General features: G+C 55.5%; 22 protein-coding genes. 10 read left to right on the top strand and 12 right to left on the bottom strand.

Translation table 11 applies throughout. The annotated features are described in order from the left end of the window. Positions 1-31: 31 nt before the first annotated feature. Together smc and B5E42_RS01630 are read right to left on the bottom strand one after the other, a co-directional pair. On the bottom strand, positions 32-3601 hold the full coding sequence (gene smc / locus B5E42_RS01635; RefSeq protein WP_087236246.1) for a chromosome segregation protein SMC: 3570 nt from the start codon (positions 3599-3601) through the stop codon (positions 32-34). 160 nt (positions 3602-3761) lie between these two features. Further along, positions 3762-5030 carry a site-specific integrase gene (locus B5E42_RS01630; protein WP_162613887.1) on the bottom strand — a complete coding sequence of 423 codons (1269 nt, stop codon included), beginning with the start codon at positions 5028-5030 and terminating at the stop codon, positions 3762-3764. A 246-nt stretch (positions 5031-5276) separates the two neighbouring features. On the opposite strand from B5E42_RS01630, the gene B5E42_RS01625 reads away from it, so the two are divergent. Then, complete coding sequence (locus B5E42_RS01625) at positions 5277-6179, top strand: DDE-type integrase/transposase/recombinase (RefSeq protein WP_242966978.1); 903 nt, start codon at positions 5277-5279, stop codon at positions 6177-6179. Between the two features lie 506 nt (positions 6180-6685). Here the strand turns inward: B5E42_RS01625 and B5E42_RS01615 are convergent. Beyond that, the gene (locus B5E42_RS01615) at positions 6686-7855 is read right to left on the bottom strand and encodes a Fic family protein (RefSeq protein WP_087236235.1); all 1170 of its coding nucleotides are present in this window, start codon (positions 7853-7855) and stop codon (positions 6686-6688) included. Positions 7856-8235: 380 nt separating this feature from the next. Between B5E42_RS01615 and B5E42_RS01610 the strand changes: the two genes are divergently transcribed. From B5E42_RS01610 to B5E42_RS18595, 4 genes are all read left to right on the top strand, one after another. Further along, positions 8236-8859, top strand: coding sequence for a hypothetical protein (locus B5E42_RS01610; RefSeq protein WP_087236233.1), 624 nt, complete (start codon positions 8236-8238; stop codon positions 8857-8859). Between the two features lie 2 nt (positions 8860-8861). Then, positions 8862-9395 (top strand): hypothetical protein, encoded by a 534-nt coding sequence (locus B5E42_RS01605; RefSeq protein ID WP_087236231.1) that lies wholly within the window; start codon positions 8862-8864, stop codon positions 9393-9395. After that, positions 9392-10228 (top strand): hypothetical protein, encoded by an 837-nt coding sequence (locus B5E42_RS01600; protein WP_087236228.1) that lies wholly within the window; start codon positions 9392-9394, stop codon positions 10226-10228. The genes B5E42_RS01605 and B5E42_RS01600 overlap by 4 nt, the downstream gene beginning before the upstream one ends. A gap of 223 nt (positions 10229-10451) precedes the next feature. Next, a complete protein-coding gene (locus tag B5E42_RS18595) occupies positions 10452-10778 on the top strand; it encodes a hypothetical protein (RefSeq protein WP_141242418.1) in 327 nt (108 codons plus the stop codon). Position 10779: 1 nt separating this feature from the next. Here B5E42_RS18595 and B5E42_RS01595 read toward each other — a convergent pair whose 3' ends face one another. The 6 genes from B5E42_RS01595 to B5E42_RS01570 form a co-directional block, all read right to left on the bottom strand. Then, positions 10780-11004 carry an IreB family regulatory phosphoprotein gene (locus B5E42_RS01595; protein ID WP_087236634.1) on the bottom strand — a complete coding sequence of 75 codons (225 nt, stop codon included), beginning with the start codon at positions 11002-11004 and terminating at the stop codon, positions 10780-10782. 90 nt (positions 11005-11094) lie between these two features. Continuing rightward, positions 11095-12408, bottom strand: a complete 1314-nt coding sequence (locus B5E42_RS01590) for an ATP-binding protein (protein ID WP_087236226.1) — start codon at positions 12406-12408, stop codon at positions 11095-11097. Between the two features lie 264 nt (positions 12409-12672). Then, positions 12673-13068, bottom strand: coding sequence for a DUF6075 family protein (locus B5E42_RS01585; RefSeq protein ID WP_087236224.1), 396 nt, complete (start codon positions 13066-13068; stop codon positions 12673-12675). Between the two features lie 85 nt (positions 13069-13153). Then, entirely contained in the window at positions 13154-13990 is an 837-nt protein-coding gene (locus tag B5E42_RS01580) for a tyrosine-type recombinase/integrase (protein ID WP_087236222.1), read from the bottom strand. 197 nt (positions 13991-14187) lie between these two features. After that, positions 14188-14436 carry a helix-turn-helix domain-containing protein gene (locus B5E42_RS01575; RefSeq protein WP_087236220.1) on the bottom strand — a complete coding sequence of 83 codons (249 nt, stop codon included), beginning with the start codon at positions 14434-14436 and terminating at the stop codon, positions 14188-14190. 1 nt (position 14437) lies between these two features. Beyond that, positions 14438-14854, bottom strand: coding sequence for a hypothetical protein (locus tag B5E42_RS01570; protein WP_087236219.1), 417 nt, complete (start codon positions 14852-14854; stop codon positions 14438-14440). A 377-nt stretch (positions 14855-15231) separates the two neighbouring features. Here B5E42_RS01570 and B5E42_RS01565 point away from each other — a divergent pair, with 377 nt between their 5' ends. From B5E42_RS01565 to B5E42_RS01555, 3 genes are all read left to right on the top strand, one after another. Further along, entirely contained in the window at positions 15232-15591 is a 360-nt protein-coding gene (locus tag B5E42_RS01565; protein ID WP_162613886.1) for a helix-turn-helix transcriptional regulator, read from the top strand. Positions 15592-16238: 647 nt separating this feature from the next. Beyond that, positions 16239-16751: a hypothetical protein gene (locus B5E42_RS01560; protein WP_087236215.1), complete on the top strand. Its 513-nt coding sequence runs from the start codon at positions 16239-16241 to the stop codon at positions 16749-16751. 35 nt (positions 16752-16786) lie between these two features. Beyond that, positions 16787-17287 carry a hypothetical protein gene (locus B5E42_RS01555; RefSeq protein WP_087236213.1) on the top strand — a complete coding sequence of 167 codons (501 nt, stop codon included), beginning with the start codon at positions 16787-16789 and terminating at the stop codon, positions 17285-17287. Between the two features lie 112 nt (positions 17288-17399). Here the strand turns inward: B5E42_RS01555 and B5E42_RS01550 are convergent, their stop codons facing one another. Next, a complete protein-coding gene (locus B5E42_RS01550) occupies positions 17400-17981 on the bottom strand; it encodes an SOS response-associated peptidase (RefSeq protein WP_087236211.1) in 582 nt (193 codons plus the stop codon). A 160-nt stretch (positions 17982-18141) separates the two neighbouring features. Here B5E42_RS01550 and dinB point away from each other — a divergent pair, with 160 nt between their 5' ends. Beyond that, positions 18142-19392 carry a DNA polymerase IV gene (gene dinB, locus B5E42_RS01545; RefSeq protein ID WP_087236209.1) on the top strand — a complete coding sequence of 417 codons (1251 nt, stop codon included), beginning with the start codon at positions 18142-18144 and terminating at the stop codon, positions 19390-19392. 5 nt (positions 19393-19397) lie between these two features. Beyond that, entirely contained in the window at positions 19398-19643 is a 246-nt protein-coding gene (locus tag B5E42_RS01540) for a hypothetical protein (RefSeq protein ID WP_087236207.1), read from the top strand. 47 nt (positions 19644-19690) lie between these two features. Here B5E42_RS01540 and B5E42_RS01535 read toward each other — a convergent pair whose 3' ends face one another. Next, positions 19691-20116 (bottom strand): response regulator transcription factor, encoded by a 426-nt coding sequence (locus B5E42_RS01535; protein ID WP_242966977.1) that lies wholly within the window; start codon positions 20114-20116, stop codon positions 19691-19693. Positions 20117-20175: 59 nt separating this feature from the next. Then, positions 20176-20544: a metal-dependent transcriptional regulator gene (locus B5E42_RS01530; protein ID WP_087236205.1), complete on the bottom strand. Its 369-nt coding sequence runs from the start codon at positions 20542-20544 to the stop codon at positions 20176-20178. Between the last annotated feature and the right edge of the window lie 11 nt (positions 20545-20555).

Below are 20555 nucleotides of genomic sequence, written 5' to 3'. Positions count from 1 at the left end.
AGCGGGCGCTTTGATTGCATCCCGATGGCGGCTATTTGATGTGCAGCTCCTTCTCCACGTCGTTCAGGTTGATGGTCAGCAGGCGGCTGATCCCCTGCTCCTGCATGGTGACGCCGTAGAGGACGTCGGCCTCCTCCATGGTGCCCCGGCGGTGGGTGATGACAATGAACTGGGTCTTGTCCGCCATCTGGCGCATGTAGTGGGCGAAGCGCACCACGTTGGCGTCGTCCAGGGCGGCCTCGATCTCGTCCATGACGCAGAAGGGGGTGGGGCGCACCTTGAGGATGGCGAAGTAGAGGGCGATGGCCACGAAGGCCTTCTCGCCGCCGGAGAGGAGGGATAGCACCTTGAGGGCCTTGCCCGGCGGCTGCACCCGGATCTCGATGCCGCAGCCCAGGATGTCGTCGGGATCCTCCAGCTCCAGGGCGGCCCGGCCGCCGCCAAACAGCTCCACAAAGGTCTGCTGGAATGCGTCGTTGAGGATGGCAAACTGGGTGGAGAAGATGTGCTTCATCTCGGCGGTGATGTCGGCGATGATGCCCTCCAGCTCCTTCTTGGAGGTGAGCACGTCGTCCCGCTGATCGGTGAGGTAGGTGTACCGCTCGTTGACCCGCTGGAACTCGTCGATGGCGTCCAGGTTGATGTTGCCCAGGCCGGAGATGGCCTTTTTCAGCTCCCCCACCCGGCGCTGGGCCTTGGGGACGCTCTCCAGCTCCACCCGCTGGGCCTTTGCCGCCTCGTGGGACAGCTCGTAGGTCTCCCACAGCTTGTCCAGCAGGCCCTTCTCCTCCAAGGCGGCGGCGGCCTTTCTCTGTTCTAAGACGGAGACCTCCCGCTCTAAGTTTAAGAGCTCCCCATTTTTATCCCGGGCGGCTTTGTCCGCCTGGTTGCGCTGGGCCTCCAGCTCCAGCTTCTCGCTGTTGATGCGGGAGATGGCCTCCTGCTGCGCCTGGTTCTCCCGCCGGATGGCCTGGAGCTGCTGTTCCTTCTCCAGGATCTCCCCCTCCAGGGCGGCGTTTTTCTCCTGGAACTCAGAGAGCATCTTCTCCCGCTGGGCCTTGTCGCCGGTGAGATCCTGCCGCAGGGCCTCCAGCTCTGAGAGGGTTCCCTGGGATGCCTGCTTCTCCGCCTCCAGGGCGGCCAGGCGCAGGTTCAGCTCCGCGATGGCGCTGCCGATGGCCTGGGCCTGCTCCTGCACTCCGGCCCGGCCCTGCTCCTTGCCCTCGGCCTCGGCCCGCAGGGCGGCGGCGGAGCCCTCCAGGGCCTCGATGCGGGCTCGGGCGGCCTGGGTGTCCGCCTCGGTCTGGGCGGCCCGGGCCTGGAGGGTCTCCAGCTCGGAGCGCTGCTCCTCCTGGCGGCGGTTGGCGTCGGCCAGCTGGGCGGCAAAATTGGCCAGCCGCTCCTCCAGCTTGAGGATCTCGTCCTCGTGCTGACGCTGCTGGGCCTGGGCGGTCTCCACCTCGTACTGGGCGGCGGCGGCCTCCCGTCTGGCCTCCTCCATGGCCTGGGCGGCCTGGGTCAGCTGGCCGGTGAGGGAGGCCCGCTGCTGGTTCAGCCGCTCCAGCTCGTTGGCCCGGCTGAGGATGCCCGCGCTGCGGGACACCGAGCCGCCGGTCATGGAGCCGCCGGGGTTGAGCACCTGGCCGTCCAGGGTGACGATCTTGAACCGGTGGCCGTACTTGCGGGCCATGGCGATGGCCGCGTCCATGTCCTCGGCGATGACGGTGCGGCCCAGCAGGTTGGAGAAGATCTTCTGGTACCTGGGGTCGAACTGCACCAGCTCGTCCCCCAGGCCCACAAAGCCCTGTTCCTGCCGCACGCCCTGATCCCGGAACTCGCCGGGCCGGATGGTGCTCAGGGGCAGGAAGGTGCTCCTCCCCCCGTCCCGGCGCTTCAGGTAGGAGATGGCGGCCTTGCCGTCCTCCTCGGTGTCCACCACGATGTGCTGCATGGCGCCGCCCAGGGCGGTCTCGACGGCCACGGTGCACCGGTCGGGCACGTGGATGAGCCCCGCCACCGGGCCGTGGATGCCCCGGAGCTGGCCCCGCTTGGCCTCCCCCATCACCAGTTTGACCGCTTTGGAGTAGCCCTCATACAGCTTTTCCATCTCGGAGAGCATGTGGATGCGGCTCTGGAGGGCGTTCTCCTCCATCTGGAGCTTGACGTGGCGCTCCTCCGCCTCCCTGGCCTTCTTCTGCCGTCCGTCCAGCCGCAGGCGGTAGCCATTGATCACGTTCTGGAGGGAGTCCCGATCCTCCCTGGCCTGATCCAGGGCCTTGCGGGCCTCCCCCTCCTCTGTTTTGAGGGCCTGGAGCCGCTCCTCCCCGGCGGAGAGCTCCTGCCGCACCGCCTCGTCCCGATCCAGCAGCTCCTGGGCGGCGGCGGCCAGGGCGGACAGCAGGGCCTTGGCCTCGGCCGCGGAGGCGGTCTCCACCGCCTCCTTCTGCCGCAGCTCCTCCAGCTCGGCGGCCAGGGTGCCGGCGGAGCGGGCGGCCTGGTCGGCCTCCGCCTGGCGGGCGGCCAGCTGGGCCTGGAGCTTCTCCGCCTCCGCCGCCAGCTCGTCCAGCCGGGCCCGCCGCTCGGCGATCTGGGAGGCAATGGAGCCCGCCCGGCCCTCCTGCTGCTCCAGCTCCCGCCGGATGCGATCCCGGTTCTCCAGGTTGTTCTGGATGTTGGTTTTCAGCACGGCGATGGCGTTCTCCAGGCCGTTGGCGTCGGCCTGCCGCTGCATCATCTGGAAGCGGACGCCCTCGGCCTCCACGTCCTTGTCCCGCATCTGTGCGGCGTACCCCTCGGCGGCGGCGTAGAGCTCCTCCACCGCCTGCTGGGCCTCCGCCTTCTGGCGGGCGGCGTTCTCATAGTCCGCCGCGGTCTTGATGGCCCCGGCCCGGATCTTCTCCAGCTGCTCCAGCCACAGGGAGATCTCCAGCCCCCGCAGCTCGTCCCGCAGCAGCAGGAATCGCCTGGCCTTCTCGCTCTGCTGGCGCAGGGGCTCCACCTGCAGCTCCAGCTCGTCGATCTTGTCGGTGATGCGCACCAGGTTCTCCTGGGTGCGCTCCAGCTTGCGCTCGGCCTCCTCTTTCCGGTGGCGGAAGCGGGAGATGCCGGCGGCCTCCTCAAAGACCTCCCGGCGGTCGGCGCTCTTGACGGACAATATCTCGTCGATGCGGCCCTGGCCGATGATGGAATATCCCTCCCGGCCCAGGCCGGTGTCCATGAACAGCTCATTGACGTCCTTGAGCCGGACGGAGCGGCGGTTGATGTAGTACTCGCTCTCGCCGGAGCGGTAGTACCGCCGGGTGACCATCACCTCGCTCTCCTCCAGGGGAAACAGGTGGTCGGTATTGTCCAGCACCAGGGATACCTCGGCAAAGCCCTGCTGCTTGCGCAGGGCGGTGCCGCCGAAGATCACATCCTCCATCTTGCCCCCCCGCAGGGCCTTGGTGGACTGCTCCCCCATGACCCAGCGGATGGCGTCGGAGATATTCGATTTTCCGCTGCCGTTGGGGCCCACGATGGCGGTGATATCCTCGTCAAAGGACAGCACCGTCTTGTCCGGAAAGGACTTGAACCCCTGGATTTCCAACGCTCTAAGGTACATAAGCACACCTCTTTCTTTCCATAACCTTCTATCCCCTTTATTTCAAGGGGTTCCAGGCTTTTTGTGCTTACATAACCCCTTACAGTTTTCTATAACTTTTCAGTGAAGTGGTGTAAATCCAGGTGTAATCTGGTGTCCAACTCAATCATTTGGTGTAAAACTACAGAACCTTGATCTTCCCGTCCAAGCTATGAAAGCTCTCAAGTTTCTTACTCTCGGTCGCCTCGTTATAGACATCCATCGTGGTTCTTATATTTCGATGTCCCATAACATCTTGGATGATTTTTAGATTCCGCTCATTTTCACAAAGCCTTGTGCAAAAGGTATGGCGCAGGATGTGAGCACTGAACTTAGGCAAATAGCAAGGATCTCTTCCCTCTTTTTCGGCGTTAAAGTATTCTTCTCGGTTATACGTGCTCGTGATATGTTGTATCGTATCAAACACATACGCCGGAGTAAACACTTTTCCATTGTTGTTAAGAAAGATAAACCCCGTATATTCACCAATGGAAAACGGCTTGATATTTGGATGGTGTTTTTTATCCCTTTCTTCCAAAAGAACGGCCTTGACATCGGACAGCATCGGTATTGTCCGCAGCCCAGCCTTTGTTTTGGGTTCAGAAATTCTGTATTCATAGCCTCCATGCTCGCTTGGCTTATATAGGAGAGTATGGTTCACGCTGATGAGTTTTTTCTCAAAATCACAGTCGCACCATCTAAGGCCGAGAGCTTCTCCAATCCGCATACCGGTCCCAAGAAGCACTGTAAACAATGCTCCAAGTCGTCGATAGTATCTCGACCGATACACGTACTCGATCAATCTTGCCTGCTCTTCTTCGGTCAATGCGTGTCGCTTCTCCTGCTCAACTGACAACATCTTGCGCAGGCTTTTTAGGACATTGGCCGTAGGGTTAACACGGATCAGATTGTCCATTACAGCACTTTCAAACATCTGATATAAAATGGAATGAACACTTTGCACCGTACTTGCCTTGAGGCCAAGATCTTGGATCATGTGCATGTAGAGTTTCTGGATATCTGAGAGCCTAATGTTTCGGATTTTTCTTCCGCCGATCTCTTCCCGAACTTGACTGTCGTACAAACAAATGTAGTTGCATCTGGTTGTTTCCTTGAGGTCAACACGCAAATCCATAAACGATTTGAACAGTGCATTTACAGTAATAGAATTTGCATCGCCTGTACGAATACCATCGTCGAGGTCTCTTAGGACTTGCTTTTCAATATCTCGAAGCGCCAATACAGACCGTTTTCCTTCTGGTGCTTTGTCTGTGTCTACCAGTTTCCAGCTATACACAGTTTTCCGCTTTCCATTCGGGTCGGTATACCGAAACATATATAGGCCGTCTTGTCTTTGCACCTCCCCATTTCTCAGCAATCTTCCTTTGCTATCTCTACGTTTCTCCGACATTACGATTCCCTTTCTGTCAAGAGACAAAGGAATCTGATATAGCATTTTATTCTACCACATCAGATATTGTTTTTCAAGATTTAGACAACTCAAGGCATTTTTACGTATTGTAGGAGTACAATACATATTGGACAGAAGAATAAAAAAGGATGAAGGATAAGGCCTCATCGGTTAAAGTTGGAGTTGCAGACAACAACTTGACGAGAGGGGGCCATATCCTTCATGAGCAAGAGTATAACACAGGACATGGCATATCGGCAATCCCTGATGAAGTACGCGGAGAAATACGGCGTCAGCCGGGCAAGCCGGAAGTATAACAAAAGCCGGTCGTATATCTACTTTTGGAAGAAACGCTGGGACGGCAGAGCAGAATCCCTGGTTTGCCAGTCCCGGCGGCCCCACAGCCATCCAAACCAGCACACAGAAGCAGAACTAAAACTGATCCGGGATATGCGCCGCCGCAATCCGAATCTGGGTATGGTGGAGTTGTGGCACCGGCTGCGGCAGCGAGGCTACACCCGCCGCCCAGAGAGCCTGTTCCGGGTGATGAGAAAGCTGGGGCTGTTCTCACCTAAAGAGAAGAAAACGGCCTACAAGCCAAAGCCCTACCAGCAGATGACCTATCCCGGCCAGCGGGTTCAGGTAGATGTGAAGGTGGTCCCCCGCCGCTGCATCACCGACTCGGAACTCCGCCTGTTTCAGTACACCGCCATTGATGAGTTCACCCGCCTGCGCTTCCTGGCCGCCTACCCGGAGCAGTCCACCTTTTCCTCCGCTGACTTTCTGAAAAAGCTGTCCAAATGGTACGCCCGCCGGGGAATCCGCGTGGAATGTGTCCAGACGGATAATGGCTTTGAATTTACCAATCGTTTCTCCAACAGCAAGCGGGATCTCCCTACTCTGTTTGAGTCCGCCGCCGCCCAACTGGGTATCCGCCACAAGCTCATCCGGCCTTATACGCCTCGCCACAACGGCAAGGTGGAGCGCAGCCACCGTGAGGACCAGAAACGCTTCTATTCCTGCCACAGTTTTTACTCCCTGGATGACTTCGCCAGACAGCTCGCTGTCCACAACCGCCGCTCCAACAACTTCCCCATGAGACCGCTTAGTTGGCTTTCTCCGAACGAATTCACTGTCCAATATGTTTGACAAACCTACAATTATCCACCGGATAGATATGGGAGCAGCTCCACAAGCCGCGTCTCCTGCGATGCCACCTGGAGCAATTCGTCAAGAACATCCGCAACAGATGGCCCTAACGAATTCGTACGTGAGACGGCATCGTGATAGGCCCGTGTAACAGCCAGAGCATATGCCGCGCGCTCTGAATCGCTAAACGGTTCGGCAAACTGCGGCCCCTCGGCAAGTATAGAGATCCTGACTTGCTCCAATAAAGCGAGGGAGTCCCTGATCTTGTCCGGAATGAATGCAATGATAGGGCCCGATGTCGGAGGATTGATTATACCTCCTCCGTGCGGATCTATACGGAATATTTCGCCCTCCCGATTTTCTTCTAAATTCATTTCGGCACCACCCAGGACTGCTATAGGTCATACAATCGCAAAATCAAACTTATTGAATCCGTATCATCAGCATTGTAACGCATTTTCTCTTAAATACAAATTTTTTATTGATTTTCGCAAGGAAATGCGCACTTATTTATTGATGCTGTACTTGACCCGGTTCCCATACTTTGTAGACCGCAAGAGCCCCAGCTTCTCAAACTTCAATACAAAGCTGCGGATAGTGGCATATGCGGCATTGCCAAAATCGCGCTCCAGCTGTTTGGTTGAGAACTCATTTCCTCCATAGGCGGAGGCCACAAACTGCCACAGTGTCTTTTCTTTCTCTGTGACCTCGCCGCGCGCCAGTGCCGACTGGAACATGTCCGTGGTGGCGGCTGCCGGGAGTGCGTCGCCCAGCTTATGGTAGACATGCTCAATGAAGTAGGCCAGGAACGGCGTCACATCCAGCACTCCACTGATCCGGGCGTTTTGCTCTGTCAGCGTATAGGCGTCATAGTACCCCTTGCGGCTATGCTCCACATACCGGGACAGTGGAATGAACAGGGCTGAGGAGTAGCCCCGCTGGACGAGATACCAGAGGTGCAGCAACCGCGCCATCCGTCCGTTCCCATCGAAGTACGGGTGCAAATAGGCAATATAGAAGTGGAGCAGCGCCGCTTTCAGCAGATCATTCATATCGGAGTCCGCATTGGCAAAGGCAATCAGGTCATTCATATAGTCCGGCAACTTCTGCCAGGGCAGACCGGTGTGCTCCACTTTGGAGTCAACAATATAGACGCTGTCATGCCGGTAATCGTTGCCCGGCAGGAGCTGATCCTCATTGGCCAGGAACTCCCCAATGGTCATCTCATATAGCTGGCGCAGGTTCTCCGTGCTAATTTTGTGCATGGGATCGGCAATGAACTCCAGGCCCTTCTTCATTCCGTAGATGCGCCTCTCTGCCGTGTCTACCGGCGCATAGCCAGCGAGAATCTTCCGCACACTGTCCCGTGACGTGTCAATCTGCTCAATGGTCAGCGTGGATATGATCTCATCCTCCATGGCCTTCATGCCGTAAAGCTGCGTGCTGCTCTGCGGCGTTAGCAACACTCGGGCGGCGGAGAGCCGCACTTGGGCGACACCCTCCAGATAGACCAGCTGCCCGCCGTCAAAATCCTTGAGCGGCAGGTACTTATAGAAGCCGTCCTTCAGCACCGCAACAAATTCGTTGATATCTGCCTTCGGATAAAGATAGCTTAATTTTCTGAGGTCGGTTACATGCTTATCCGAGAGCATGCTTGCAAAGAGCGCAGCATCCATTTTAATCACCTCTGATAGTTACAAGTATCAATTAGTATCAGTATAGCAGAGTATTGCCAAAAAAACAACTGCAGAGACGTAATGGTTGCTACTTTACGGTTGCCGTGTTATAATTAAGGTGTTCAGTGTCAGAAATTGCCTAGGGCAATTACAGTCATCCGTGTTGCATAGCGTCTGAAGGCCGTTGGCCTTTGGGCGCTTTTTCTTTTATCCAGACAAGCAGAATTTCATCTGGTGTTACAAAGCATCTGAGGAGTCGTTCTTCGGGTGCTTTTTTATATAGAGTTCCCCATCGCGCCTGGCGCCGGGGCGTCCCAGCTCAACGGTGCGCCCCTGGTGCGTACCGATCACATAAAAATTATAATTTGGAGTTGATCATTATGAATTACAAGGAACAGTATGTTGAAGCCTATCGGAAATACATCCGAAGGGACGGCGCAGCGTCACTGCTGAGTTGGCTGATGACCACCGACTTTTTTGAGGCACCAGCCAGTACCAAGTACCACGGCAATTTCCCCGGTGGACTGGCGCTCCATTCTTTGAATGTCTTCGAGCGAATGCGCAACAACTGCGTGTATGAGTTCGGTGCAGAATGCGGCGGAGCCGAGCCGTTTCCGGAGGAGGATTTGGAACCCATCGCCATCGTGGCATTGCTCCACGACATCTGCAAGGCCGAGTTCTATAAGCAGGACTTCCGGAACCAGAAGATCTATTCCGAGCATGGCACACAGTTTGATAAGCGTGGCGCCTACAGCTGGGAGTCGATCCCGTTCTACACGGTAGAGGAAAAGTTCCCGCTCGGCCATGGGGAGAAATCCGTCTTCTTGATCAATGAGCATATGCGCCTGACCAGAGACGAGGCGCTGGCCATTCGGTTCCACATGGGTGACTTTACCGACCGCAATACTGGAAAGGCCTATGAGATGTGCTCGCTGGCGCTGCAGCTGCATATTGCGGATCTTCAGGCGACCTATCTGGATGAAAACGACAGGAGGAGAAGATAGTCATGGGCCGTGGAAACTGCTGTGTCTTCGGAAAATACGAAGGGCTATATTTCATCGACAACGACGACATCCACGTGTACTGCAGGGCAGGCAGAGACACAGGTGAGCCTCCGGAACTGCGGCTGCTGCGCGACTTGGATTTCAGTTCTCTGACGGACGGCACATGGATCTACCACGAGATGGCCACCTGTGCGGAAAAGGAGGACATCCTCTCGTGCTTTATGGAGGACTTCCTCCAGATGTTCCTCAGCTTCCGCCGCGTTGAGCCGGAACAGTGGATCTCCCGCAGTCAAAGGGTGATCCTGGAGAACACACTCTTTTATATCTGTCTGGAGGATAACCAGTGGTCTCTGGCAGTGGAGCTCATTCAGAAGGATCCTCCCTGGGGCAGAAGCTACGAGGCCCTTCAGGCGCGGCACTACCGGCAGTACCTGCTGGGCATGCAGACATGCCTGCTGAACCGGCTGCCGAGCATCGGGATCTACACCGGGCCGTGGATCTCCGGCGTGCTCAGAAAGGAGGAGCAGAGCGCATGAAAAAACAACTGACATCAGATGCAGACGTGGAGTTTTTGGAGAAAGAGGATCAGATAAAAGATGTAGAAGCCGCGCATGCCGTATATGAGCGGTTTAAGCTGGAGTGGATGCTTGACCACGGTTATACACTCAAGGACCTCATCGAGGGGCTGGAGAAGCAGAGGGAGGAGTGTCCGGATCTGACGCTGGATTCGACCTTCCGCGACTGGGAGTTCAACTTCGGGTTTGGTTCGGATATCTGGCCCTGCTTCTGGGAGTACTATCATTCCGAATATGAGCCCAAAAAGGAGGAACTGGCGGTGATGGATCGTCATGATACCGAGCTGCTGAGCGGCCGCTATGTCGCGGAGAATAGAGAGGGCACTTTCAGTGCCTACCGCATCGTCATGGATGTGAAGGAGACTGAGAAATCCTACATCATGCAGCTGGTTGCGTTCAAGAGCAGGTATAGCGCCTCACATATCAGCCACCTGTTCTCCAAGTCAAAGCGGGTCGTCCTCAACAAGGCACGGGGTGGCCATGCTATCCGCAAATGGGGAGATGGTACCTTCACCTTCTATCCGTACCAGGCCGGAGTTCCGTTCTACTTCGAGAGAAGCAAGGAGAACGCCGATGAGGAGAACGAGGTCACGGAGTCCCCATCTCAGAGCCAGCCAGCTGCGGCCGACACCGTACCGTCCGGGGACTTCGAGGAGTGCGAGTCCCGCGACTGCGCGTATAACCGGGACGGTGCCTGCCGGTTCTCTCTGGTATTTGACCGCCAGCCTAAAATCATCGAGGAGGACGGCTGCACGGAATTTATCATCCGATCCTCATACAGCATGATGGAATAAAGGAAGTGGACTATACTGTTACAGTCGCGGCAAACAAAGTTTGATTTTATTTTCCGGGGTCTACACTGTTGTGTAGGTCCCGGAATTTTTTGCTTTCCAAGAGGAGTGCCGTCTGTTTTGTATAGGATAAGGCCGCTGGACATCTCTAGTTGGAACTGCGGGGGCCTCATTGGTGATGGTGTCTATTTCCCGGAAGACTAATCGGCGTAGGAACAAAGTTCCCTTGAAGCGTCTGCTCTCCACGGCACAAATGTGTTTACTTGGATATGTCCGAAAAAAAGCCGCCCTTACGGGCGGCAAACGAAACCTGGATGGTTTCGGAATCTTTGATCCAGGCAGGGCCCGGTCTGCTCTGCCTGGTAAAGAAGAGAGGGAGAAAGAAGAAAAGTTATCACGTCAGCTTCCTGTTCCTGACGATAACATGGTATCACATCATGATGTGAAAATGTTTACAAAAACTGGAACAGAAGATGAAGGTTTTGTAAAGATATCGAGGAAATATGTTTCACCTCAAATATGTAACCTATGCCGCCCAGAAGGAACCGCCTGATTCATTTCTCGTGGCCGTTAAAGTAGCACGCCACAATATCTTCCAACAAATGATATCGGTCGATTTTCCGAATGAGTTTGCGGGCGCCAAGATGATTTGTGATGTATGTTGGATCCTCAGTCAACAGATACCCGACGATCTGGCCGATTGGATTATACCCCTTTTCTTGGAGCGCTTCATGGACGCGCAGCAAATTTGCCCTGTTTTCGTTCTCCATAATGCGCATCACCTCACAGGCATCTTCGGTATAAAGCAAATTCAGATGATTGAGTTATGCCGCGCATGGGAACTATAGCCCCATGCGCGGTATGTTTTATCAAAATGTGTCGCAGACCTCCCATAACTGGGAAATCGCATAGAGAGGCAGATTGATGAGCTTATCCTGCTTACGGTAGTCTGACATGGAGGTGCGGACGCCAAATGGCAGCCCATTGTTGGCGACAAAGTATTTCAGGCTCTTGGCCTGCAGGTTCTCCTCCGCCTTGACCTCCAGCGGAATCACGCTCCCGCTGTGCTGTAGTACAAAGTCCACTTCGCCGGAAGAGTTCTCCGCCGACCAGTAATAGGGTGTGGCACCCAAGTCTGAAATGAGCTGCTGGCAAACAAACTGCTCCGTGAGCGCCCCTTTGAACTCCGTGAAGATTGCATTGCCATTGAGCAGCGTCTTGGCGTCCAGATCCGTCATGGCCGCCAGCAGGCCCACATCCACCAGGTACAGTTTGAAGGCGGGCATATCCTGGTACGCCTTCAGGGGAACGGCGCCCTTGGTAACACGGCCTACCTTACAGCACAGTCCGCAGTCGATTAGCCATTGGATGGCCAGCTCAAAGTCCTTGGCTCGAGCCCCCTCCCGCAAGACACTATAAATGAATTTCTTATTCTCCTTTGCAAGCTGCGATGGAATGCCGTCCCACACCATACGGATGCGGGGAATGACGGCCGTCGGTGCGTGTTTTGAAAAGTCCTGCTCGTAATCTGAAATCAGGCGCAGCTGCACCCGGCGTACGGCAGCAAGATTCTGCTTGGGCAAATAGGCATTCACCGCCGCCGGCATCCCACCGACATAGTAATAGGTTCTGAGCAAGTCAATATACTTGTCCCGGAACGCGGTAATCATTTCAAAGTCCCTCTGTTCCAGGAGGGCAAGCAGCTGCTCATTGCCGGTAGCGGAGAGAAATTCAGTAAAGGAGAGCGGATAGAGCTCCATGCTGTCTACCTTCCCTACGGGGAAGGATGTCCCTTCGTGCATAGCGATCCCCAGCAAAGACCCGGCAGCAAGGATATAGTAGCTGTGCCGCTTATCCTCGCAAAAGTATTTGAGGCTTTGCAACGCCGCCGGGACTTCCTGGATCTCGTCCAGGATAATCAGCGTGCTTTCCGGGTCAATCTCCACTCCGCTTTCAATAGCAAGGCCCCGCAGGATTCGATCCACATCAAAGTCTCCGGAGAACAGGTGCTGCATCCGCTCATTGCGGTCAAAATTGATATAGGCACATCGTTCAAACGCAGTGCGGCCGAATTCCTGCATGAGCCAAGTTTTCCCGACCTGCCGTGCACCGCGGATAATCATGGGCAGACGGTTGGGATCCTCTTTCCACTCCTGCAGGCGATTTATCGCAAATCGTTTCATTTCCGCCCTCCTACCTGACTGTATTGATAGTTTCAGTATATCATCACCTCCCAAATAGTCAACCGAAAAAACGGATAAATTGTCAGAAAGTCCGACTTATTTCTGTTCTAAATTGTCCGAAGGATATCACGGGTATAAATCGATCCGACTTTCACATCAGGTTCAAATCCCGGCCCCGTCGGCGGAATATGGGTTTCCCCGATAAGGCTACAAAAGTCCTCGCCAAGCTCCAAGCCCGGCGGGGACTCTTGCCGCCCCGGGTGCTTACTTCCGGGAGCCACCCGTATATTCGGGATAGCGCAATTTCACAGCTTCATAAAAGTAGGGGGCAAATTCACAGCAGAAAAGGTTGTCTGGCGTAAAGGCATCCGAAATCCGGCCTCCTTGCGCATCCTCCTCTGTCTCGTAGCACCATCCATTCCAAAGGTTGAACGCCATCCGCACGACCCGTGCAGTGCCGCCAGTCTGCCACCCATCGTTCAGGGCCTCAGGCTTAATCATTCGGGTGTCCTGATCAAAGCACTGCGGGAAATTTTCGCGGGTCTCCGCTGTTAGGCCGAACAGATACACCAGTGCTCGGAAATATGGATCCACGCCAGATTCCAAATGTTCCCGATAAAATGCGCTGTGCTCGTTGTCACGAAAAAGAATATCAGACATCTTAGCACATCCTTCTCCTTTACAACATCCTTTTCTGCACTGTAACATGGACAAAGTTACAATGCAGAATTATGAGCTGCAAAAATCAAAGCAAGTTTGCCTTCTCCTTCATCTTCTCCTTGGTGGGGTTGGTATAGAGCAAAGTGGTATGGACATTGGAATGTCCCGCCTGGTTTGCCAACTCGCCGATGCTGTACCCATTCTCCAGAGCATTGGAGCAGAAGAAATGCCGGAGAGTGTGAGGCGTGATGGAAGCGGAGTGCGCATTGAAGATCCGGTTGACCTGGCCTCGGGTAAGGTGGCTATCCCCCCGTCCGGGGAATAGATAGGGGTTTTCCGTTGCCGGACGGCTTTTGAGATACTCCCGCACCGCATTTGCCACCTTGTTTCCGAAGTAGACCACCCGCATCTTGTCCCCCTTGCCGTGACGCACCGTGATCTCCCGGGCCGCCAGAGAGATGTCCCCCATCCGCAACTCCAGGCACTCGCTGATCCGCAGGCCGGCATAAGCCAGAATGGTGACGATTGCATAGTCGCGGATGCCGTTGTTCTCCAAAATCTCCTGTCGAAACCGTTCCACCTCCCCGCGATCCACGGTACTGGGACTGGCGTAGGCCGTCTGCACCTTGAGATAATCCTCCTTGGTCAGGACTACCTCGGTTTTGTAGCCGGCCGAGATGAGGTAGAGGTTAAAGCTGTGCAGACTGGCTAGCTTTGCGTTGACCGAACGGTTGTTCAGTTCCTTTACCGTACGCAGGTAGGAGATGTAGTCCAGCACATTGGCCCGGATGAGCATCTTCATCCGCTTCCCAAAAGTCTCCTCGTGCCACCGCATATACTCCTTTACGCCCTGACAGTATGACTTCACTGTGTTCTCCGACTTTCCCTGCTGTCGCAGGTATTCACAAAATCCATCCAGCATCCTTTGGTCCTCCTCGGCTCATAAATTATGTCGCATTGAGATTTCCGGGCGGACGTATCAATTATGTTGCATCCACCTGCTCTATTACACCGATGACAGGCCGGTTTTGCAACATAATTTATCTTATGGTGCGTGATATGCCCGGGGCAGGCAGATGGGGGGGACGCCATATACCTGCCCCGGGACTATGGGGAAAATTACTCAGGTCTGAACCGCTCCATAATGCGGGCAACCAGCTTGTCCTGGATGCGCTGTTTCAACTCTGCATCCACACCGCGATAGGACTGACCGTATTCATCGTAGAAGATGCGGGTGGCCTGATACGATATGTAACCGTCAAAGTGCCGAAGCACTTCCGTCATTGCGTCTGGGTCACCGCGGGTTGCAGCGCAGATGGTCTCATAGGGCAGCAGTTTTTCCTCCGGGATACTGCTTTTTCTTTTCATCTTACTCCACCATCCGTTTCCTCAATTCATCGAATAAAACTTTCCGATCCTTCTGGATTTTAGACCTGGAAAGGCCCAGGAGCGAAGCGATCTCACGATCCTTGAGTTGGAGAGAATAGTACAGCAGCAGGATGCTGTATCCCTCATCGCCGAGCGCAAGGAGAATTTCTGCCAGCCGGTCGTTCTTGATTGGAATCTGATGACCGTAAACGTGGAAGATATACTGCTCTGCTGGATCGCTGTCAAAGGTGCAAAGATTCGTCAGCACGGCTTCCGATAAGTCTGAAAAAGATGACTCCCATTCCATCTTCTTCATCAGTTGCCGGAAGTAATCACACCGCTCCCCGTCGATAATCTTCATGCAGAAGATCTCAAATTGGTAACGGACTCTTCTCCGGGCGGCCTGTGTGGTCTCCATCTAATCACCCCCTCCCTGCCCGCGGAGGCGGTTTCTTCGTCCCCTTTCGCTCCTTTCCCCGAAAGTGGGCGGCGATTTTGCCACACATGATAAAAACCGCCAAGCAAATTCCTTGCTTGGCGGTCTGGTGTCGAAAATTTAGAACTATTGGTTCATAGTTGGTGCGGAAAGAGTGCCTGCCGGTCATGCCGGTTTTTTTCAACTGTTCCGACCGGTACGGCGCATTGAGCCATTTTGCTACTCTACCAGCATATCCGCTCTCATTCTCTTCCCACCTCTCATGTGCTATGAACTAATGGAACAATTATCCCGCCACCATTGGAGCATTTCACCTGATTTCTGCACAACATAGAATGTGAGTCGGAGGTGAACCATTGGTGGTAACAAATGATGAATTCAAGGGCTGCGGCATGCAGCTGCGTGCGGAGCGGGAGCGACTCGGCTATACAAGAGATCAAGCCGCTGAACGGGCCGACATCACTTCACGGTATCTGGCAGCCATCGAATTGGGCGAAAAAATTCCAAAGGCCGATGTACTGGTGAAGCTCATCCGGGGTATGGGCGCGTCTGCCAACACTGTGATCTACGCTTCACAGCAGCAGGCGGATGATGAGTGCGAGCGGCTGGCCCGCCTGTTCCTGCAGTGTACCCCGAAAGAGCGCAAGCTCATTGCGGCCATAATTGATACGATCCTCGACCAGCACCGGCAGGAGGACACGCCGGATGAGACCGTGTAACCGCGTTTTCTCCTTGAAAAAGCATAAAGGGCATTGCTCCACCCTGAGGAGCAATGCCCTTTATTCACGGGCGCGGCCCGTATTCACCCTATGCAGGCTCCTTAGCAGTATTTCACGCAGTGTTTACTGTCCGATGAGTGGGAAGCCTTTTTGTAATTCTATACCTTCTATTTCATATTCACTTCTTATTTACTTCATATCTGTTTCATATTTTTTTGCCTCGGGGCGGTTGGAGGCACCTTGTGACAGGATTACTCCATTCTCAGATGCTCTATGCAGGACTACATAGGAAAACGCTCTGTGTATTTCAATAAGTTCTGTCGATTTTCCGTTCCTCATGATATAGCTATCTGCTTAAATAGAACTCTTAACTCCATCCCCCTCTTGCCATTTCCGGCCGGTCAAGCTATAATGGTTTCAACAGTTTCTGATGTCTGCGTCTAAGCAGTCATAGTCACCGTGTTTCAAAGTGCCTGAGAGCCGCATTGGTTGCTTGGGTACTTTTTTATTTCACCGAAGGCCCCGGGAACCGGGCCGTGTCAACTCAACACCGGCCAGCCGGCCACAAGCGCATGGAAAGGATCTCTTTTCCATGCGCTTTTTATATATACACCATAATCATTCCAGTCTTGAGGAGGAACATCATCATGGAACAATTTGAACTCCGCTTCATCGTATGCGGGAGCGACTTGGCCGCGGCCCGTACAGGTGCCAAAGACCTGTTTGATGCGCCCTTGCCCGGAAAGGTGGCACTGCGCCAGGAGGGGAAATTCCTTTTGGGCACTGTGACCATCGGATACCCCAGCGCCACGTCTCCTGGCTGGCAGGCGGCATTGACTTCGAACCTACTTACGGAAGTTCAGCTCCGGGAGCGCGTGGAGGCAGTGCTCAACAAACTCCGTCTTCCGTACTGTGTCTTTGAGGGTGCTGAAATCAGCCCCGACGGCCAGCTGGACGAGATGGCCCAGGCGCTGGGCACCGAGCTGCTGTTCCAAGGCATCTGGCAGACGGAGCAGATCGACAAATTCTGCTCGAAACACGTCCCCTCCCTGGTTCGGGACGGATGCCTTGACCGCATCCTTTCCTTTGCAAAGAAGATCCTATCCCAGCAGGTTTGGGATGATGCCGCCGGGAAGGCGCAGTCGAAGCCGGGGAAATGACCGGTGCCTATCACATCTAAAAAGGAGGGATTTTCATGCCGACAAAGTTGATCTGTCACACCCCGGACTGCGTCAGCTGCGGGGCGGACGGCACCTGTAAACTGGACGTCGAGGTCCGGGTGGATCAAAAGCGGTGCCAGTCCTACACGCCGCACTCCATCCCATTTATGGAAAAGCCCCTGGCTCTGTCCGAACTCCCCAAGGAGGAGTGGGTCTGCCACATCCTTGAGGAGTCCGGCGCCACCTTCGTCAGTCTGGAGGACTTCTATGAGCCGTACGGAAAGGCGCTGCGCCGTGACCTGGTCTGGCGCATCCCTTATGGCTGCCTGGACTTCAGCGGGTGCGTCCTCTGCCTGGTGCAGGAAGGCATCCTCTGCCTGCCCTACGACGCGGTGGACAGCCAGGAGTACGAGCTGTTCAAAATGGATAGCGAGCGGCTTTTGACCAAGGAAAGCCTGTTGGAACTTCTGCAGGAGTTCAACGAGCAGACCGCGTCGCTGGCCACCGTCCTGATGGAGATGGGGAAGCTGGTCTGAGCCATCCATCTCGGCGCCTGCAACCCTGTCACAGCAAGAGGCCGTCGATCTCACAAGATCGGCGGCCTCTTTATTTTTCGCCTGAAAGCGGCTCCTCCCCTGCCCTGCCTCTCTACCACAGGCTGATCTGAGCCTCCGCTGACGCGCGGGTCAGCTCCGGGGGCGCCACGGTAAGGATCTCAGTCGCGGCATCGGCGTCGGCCAGCCATCTTTGCCGCTGCTCCCCTGTCAGGATCAGGGGCATCCGGTCGTGGATGGGCCGCATGGATGCGTTGGGCGCCGTGGTCAGGATGCAGTAGCACTCCTCGCTCCCCCGCCGGTCATACAGCCCCGCCATATAGAGGGCGCCCTCCCGGGGCAGGGTGAACAGATACTTCCGCTTCTGGCCGTCCCACTCATAAAATCCTGTGGACGGGATCAGACAGCGCCGGCTGCGGACGCTGTCCCGAAACAGGGGCTTCTCCGCCGCCGTCTCAGCACGGGCATTGATGACCAGCGTGCCGGGCAGCTGATATCCCCACTTCATCAGCTTTGGGACCGGCCCTCCGGCGCCGTCCAGCAGGACCGGGGCATGGTTGGACGGCCGGATCTCCCCCGGCGTCCACGCGCCGGCGCCATACTTGCGCTGGATCGCTTCGGCAATCTGCCGAATTTCTTCGCATTGTTCCGCCGTGAACTGATACCGACCACACATGACTTTGGGCCTCCCATGCAACAAGTTGTACGCGCTGGTACAAAATATAGTGTACCATAAAGAGGGATGTGGGAAAACAGCTTCCGGCCATTTTCCAGAAATCGGCTCTTGCGCTTATCAAACAAATGTTCTATTATGGAGGCAAAGGGGGGTGACGCCGATGGGCACGCGCCACATTTTACACTGTGATATGAACTGCTTCTACGCCAGCGTCGAGATGCAGCGCCACCCGGAACCGAGGGACACGCCGCTGGCGGTGTGTGGGAGCCAGGAGGAGCGGCACGGCATCGTACTCACCGCGAATTATATCGCCAAGCCCTACGGCGTCAAAACCGGCATGGCCATCTGGCAGGCAAAACAGCGGTGCCCCCAGCTTGTTACCCTGTCCCCCGACATGGATGAGTATATCCGCATCAGCCGCTATGCCAGAGAGATCTACGAGGACTACACCGACCAGGTGGAGCCGTTTGGCCTGGATGAGAGCTGGCTGGATGTGACGGGCAGCGTGGGACTGTACGGCTCCCCCGTGACCATCGCCAGAGAGATCAGCAATCGGATCAAGTTCGAGTTAGGGATCACGGCCAGCATCGGCGTAGCCGACAACAAGATCACCGCAAAGCTGGGCAGCGACTACAAAAAGCCGGACGCCATCACCCAGATTTCGGAAAGCAGCTACAAGGAGATTGTCTACCCCCTGCCGGTGGAGGCCTTGCTCTATGTGGGACCTGCCACCGCCAAAAAACTGCGGGCCATTGGGATCAGCACCATCGGCCGGCTGGCCGAATGTCCGGAGGATGTGCTGCAGCGCCGCCTTGGTAAGATGGGTCTGGTACTCAGCACGTTTGCAAGAGGTCTGGACATATCCCCGGTCCAACGAACGGACCATATCCCCAATATCAAGTCGGTAGGCAACTCCGCAACCACACCCAGAGATCTGGAAAACGAGGAAGATGTCAAACTCATGCTGCTCCTGCTGGCCGAAAGCGTCTGTTCCCGGATGCGGGATCTGGCATCCCGATGCACGGTGATAGAGATCTATGTCCGGGACACGGAATTGCGCTCTATGATTCGGCAGCGAAAACTTCCGGCCCCCTCCTGCTCCAGTCAGGAGCTGGCAGAGGTAGGAATGGAATTGTTCCGCCGCCACTATCACTGGGAGCGCCCGATCCGGAGCATTGGACTACGGGGCGCCGGCTTGGTGGAAGATGTTGGGGCCGTTCAGATGTCGCTCTATGCGGAGGATCAGCGGCGGGACAAGTGGGAGCGGATTGACCGGGCGGTGGACCACCTGCGCCAGCGGTACGGCTACATGAGCGTCCGCCGCGCCTTGCTGGATACTGACCCGCGCCTGGGCCATATCAACGTGCGGGACGATCATACCGTTCACCCTATCGGATTCTTTGGAGGATAAGCCTGATGGATCAGCGCGAGAAACGATATGTTCCGGTTATTGTCCGGTTTGACGCAGAGGGGAAACTGCGTCCATTGGAGATTGAGTTTGACGAGAACCACAAATACCCGGTGGACAAGATTCTGGATGTCCGCCGGGCGGCCTGCCAGAGCGTGGGTGGCGTTGGGGACCGATACACTTGCCTCATTCAGGGCAAGGAAACCTATCTATGGATGGAAAAAGGGAGATGGTTTGTCTGTGCCAAACGATGATCCGCATGAGAAAATGAGGCGGCACCAATGCTGGTGCCGCCTTTGTCTTACCTTGGCAGTTCTATTTTATATCCACTCCGGATGACTGTCTTGATGTAAACCGGGTGCTTAGGATCATCCTCCAGTTTCTGTCGCAGCCGCCAGATGATATTTTCCACCGTAGTGGTCCCGTATCGGTACTCCTCATGCCAGGCGGCTTCATAGAGCTGATTCTTACTGAACACCTGCCCAGGAGCGCTGGCCAGGAGTAGGAGCACGGAAAACTCTCCATGATTTAGGCGAACTTCCTCCCCTGCCTTGAGTACCGTCCGGCGCTCTGGGTAAATCGCTATTTCCCCAAAGGTGAAGGCATCCAGAGAAGGCGCAGCCAGTTCAATAACTTCCGCCTTCCTGTCCCGGAGCACATCCATGATGGCCCGGAACATACTGCCGTCCGGGTCTGCGGCCCGGATGACGATGATTTCATTCACCATTTCACCCCCCAACGGCAAAAGGAGGCGGCCGCCTACACGGCCTCCTCCCTTCGCTGTGCTTACGTTTCTGTTTTCTTCGCCGATTTCAGGCATTGGAAACTTTCGTCGCTGATGACGTGCTCGATCCTGCAGGCGTCTGCCTCAGCGGTTTCCGGGTCCACGCCGGCGGCAATCAGGCGCTCGGTGAAAAAGCGGTGCTTTTCATAGATCTGCTCTGCCACTTCCCGTCCAATATTGGTCAAATGCAAGAAAAAGCCATCATCCATAGTGAGGAACCCGCCATCTTTCAAAGTGGCCACTGCATAGCACACGCTGGGCTTGGACACATCCATGTGTCGGGCGATATCCACAGAGCGCACCATACCCTTTTGCTTTTGGAGTACCAGCACGGCCTCCAGATAGTCCTCACCGGATGCGTGAAGTTTCATAATATTCTCCC

The sequence above is a fragment of the Flavonifractor sp. An10 genome (assembly GCF_002161215.1).
Lineage (GTDB): Bacteria > Bacillota > Clostridia > Oscillospirales > Oscillospiraceae > Flavonifractor > Flavonifractor avistercoris.
This window is presented reverse-complemented; position numbering and strand designations above follow the sequence as displayed.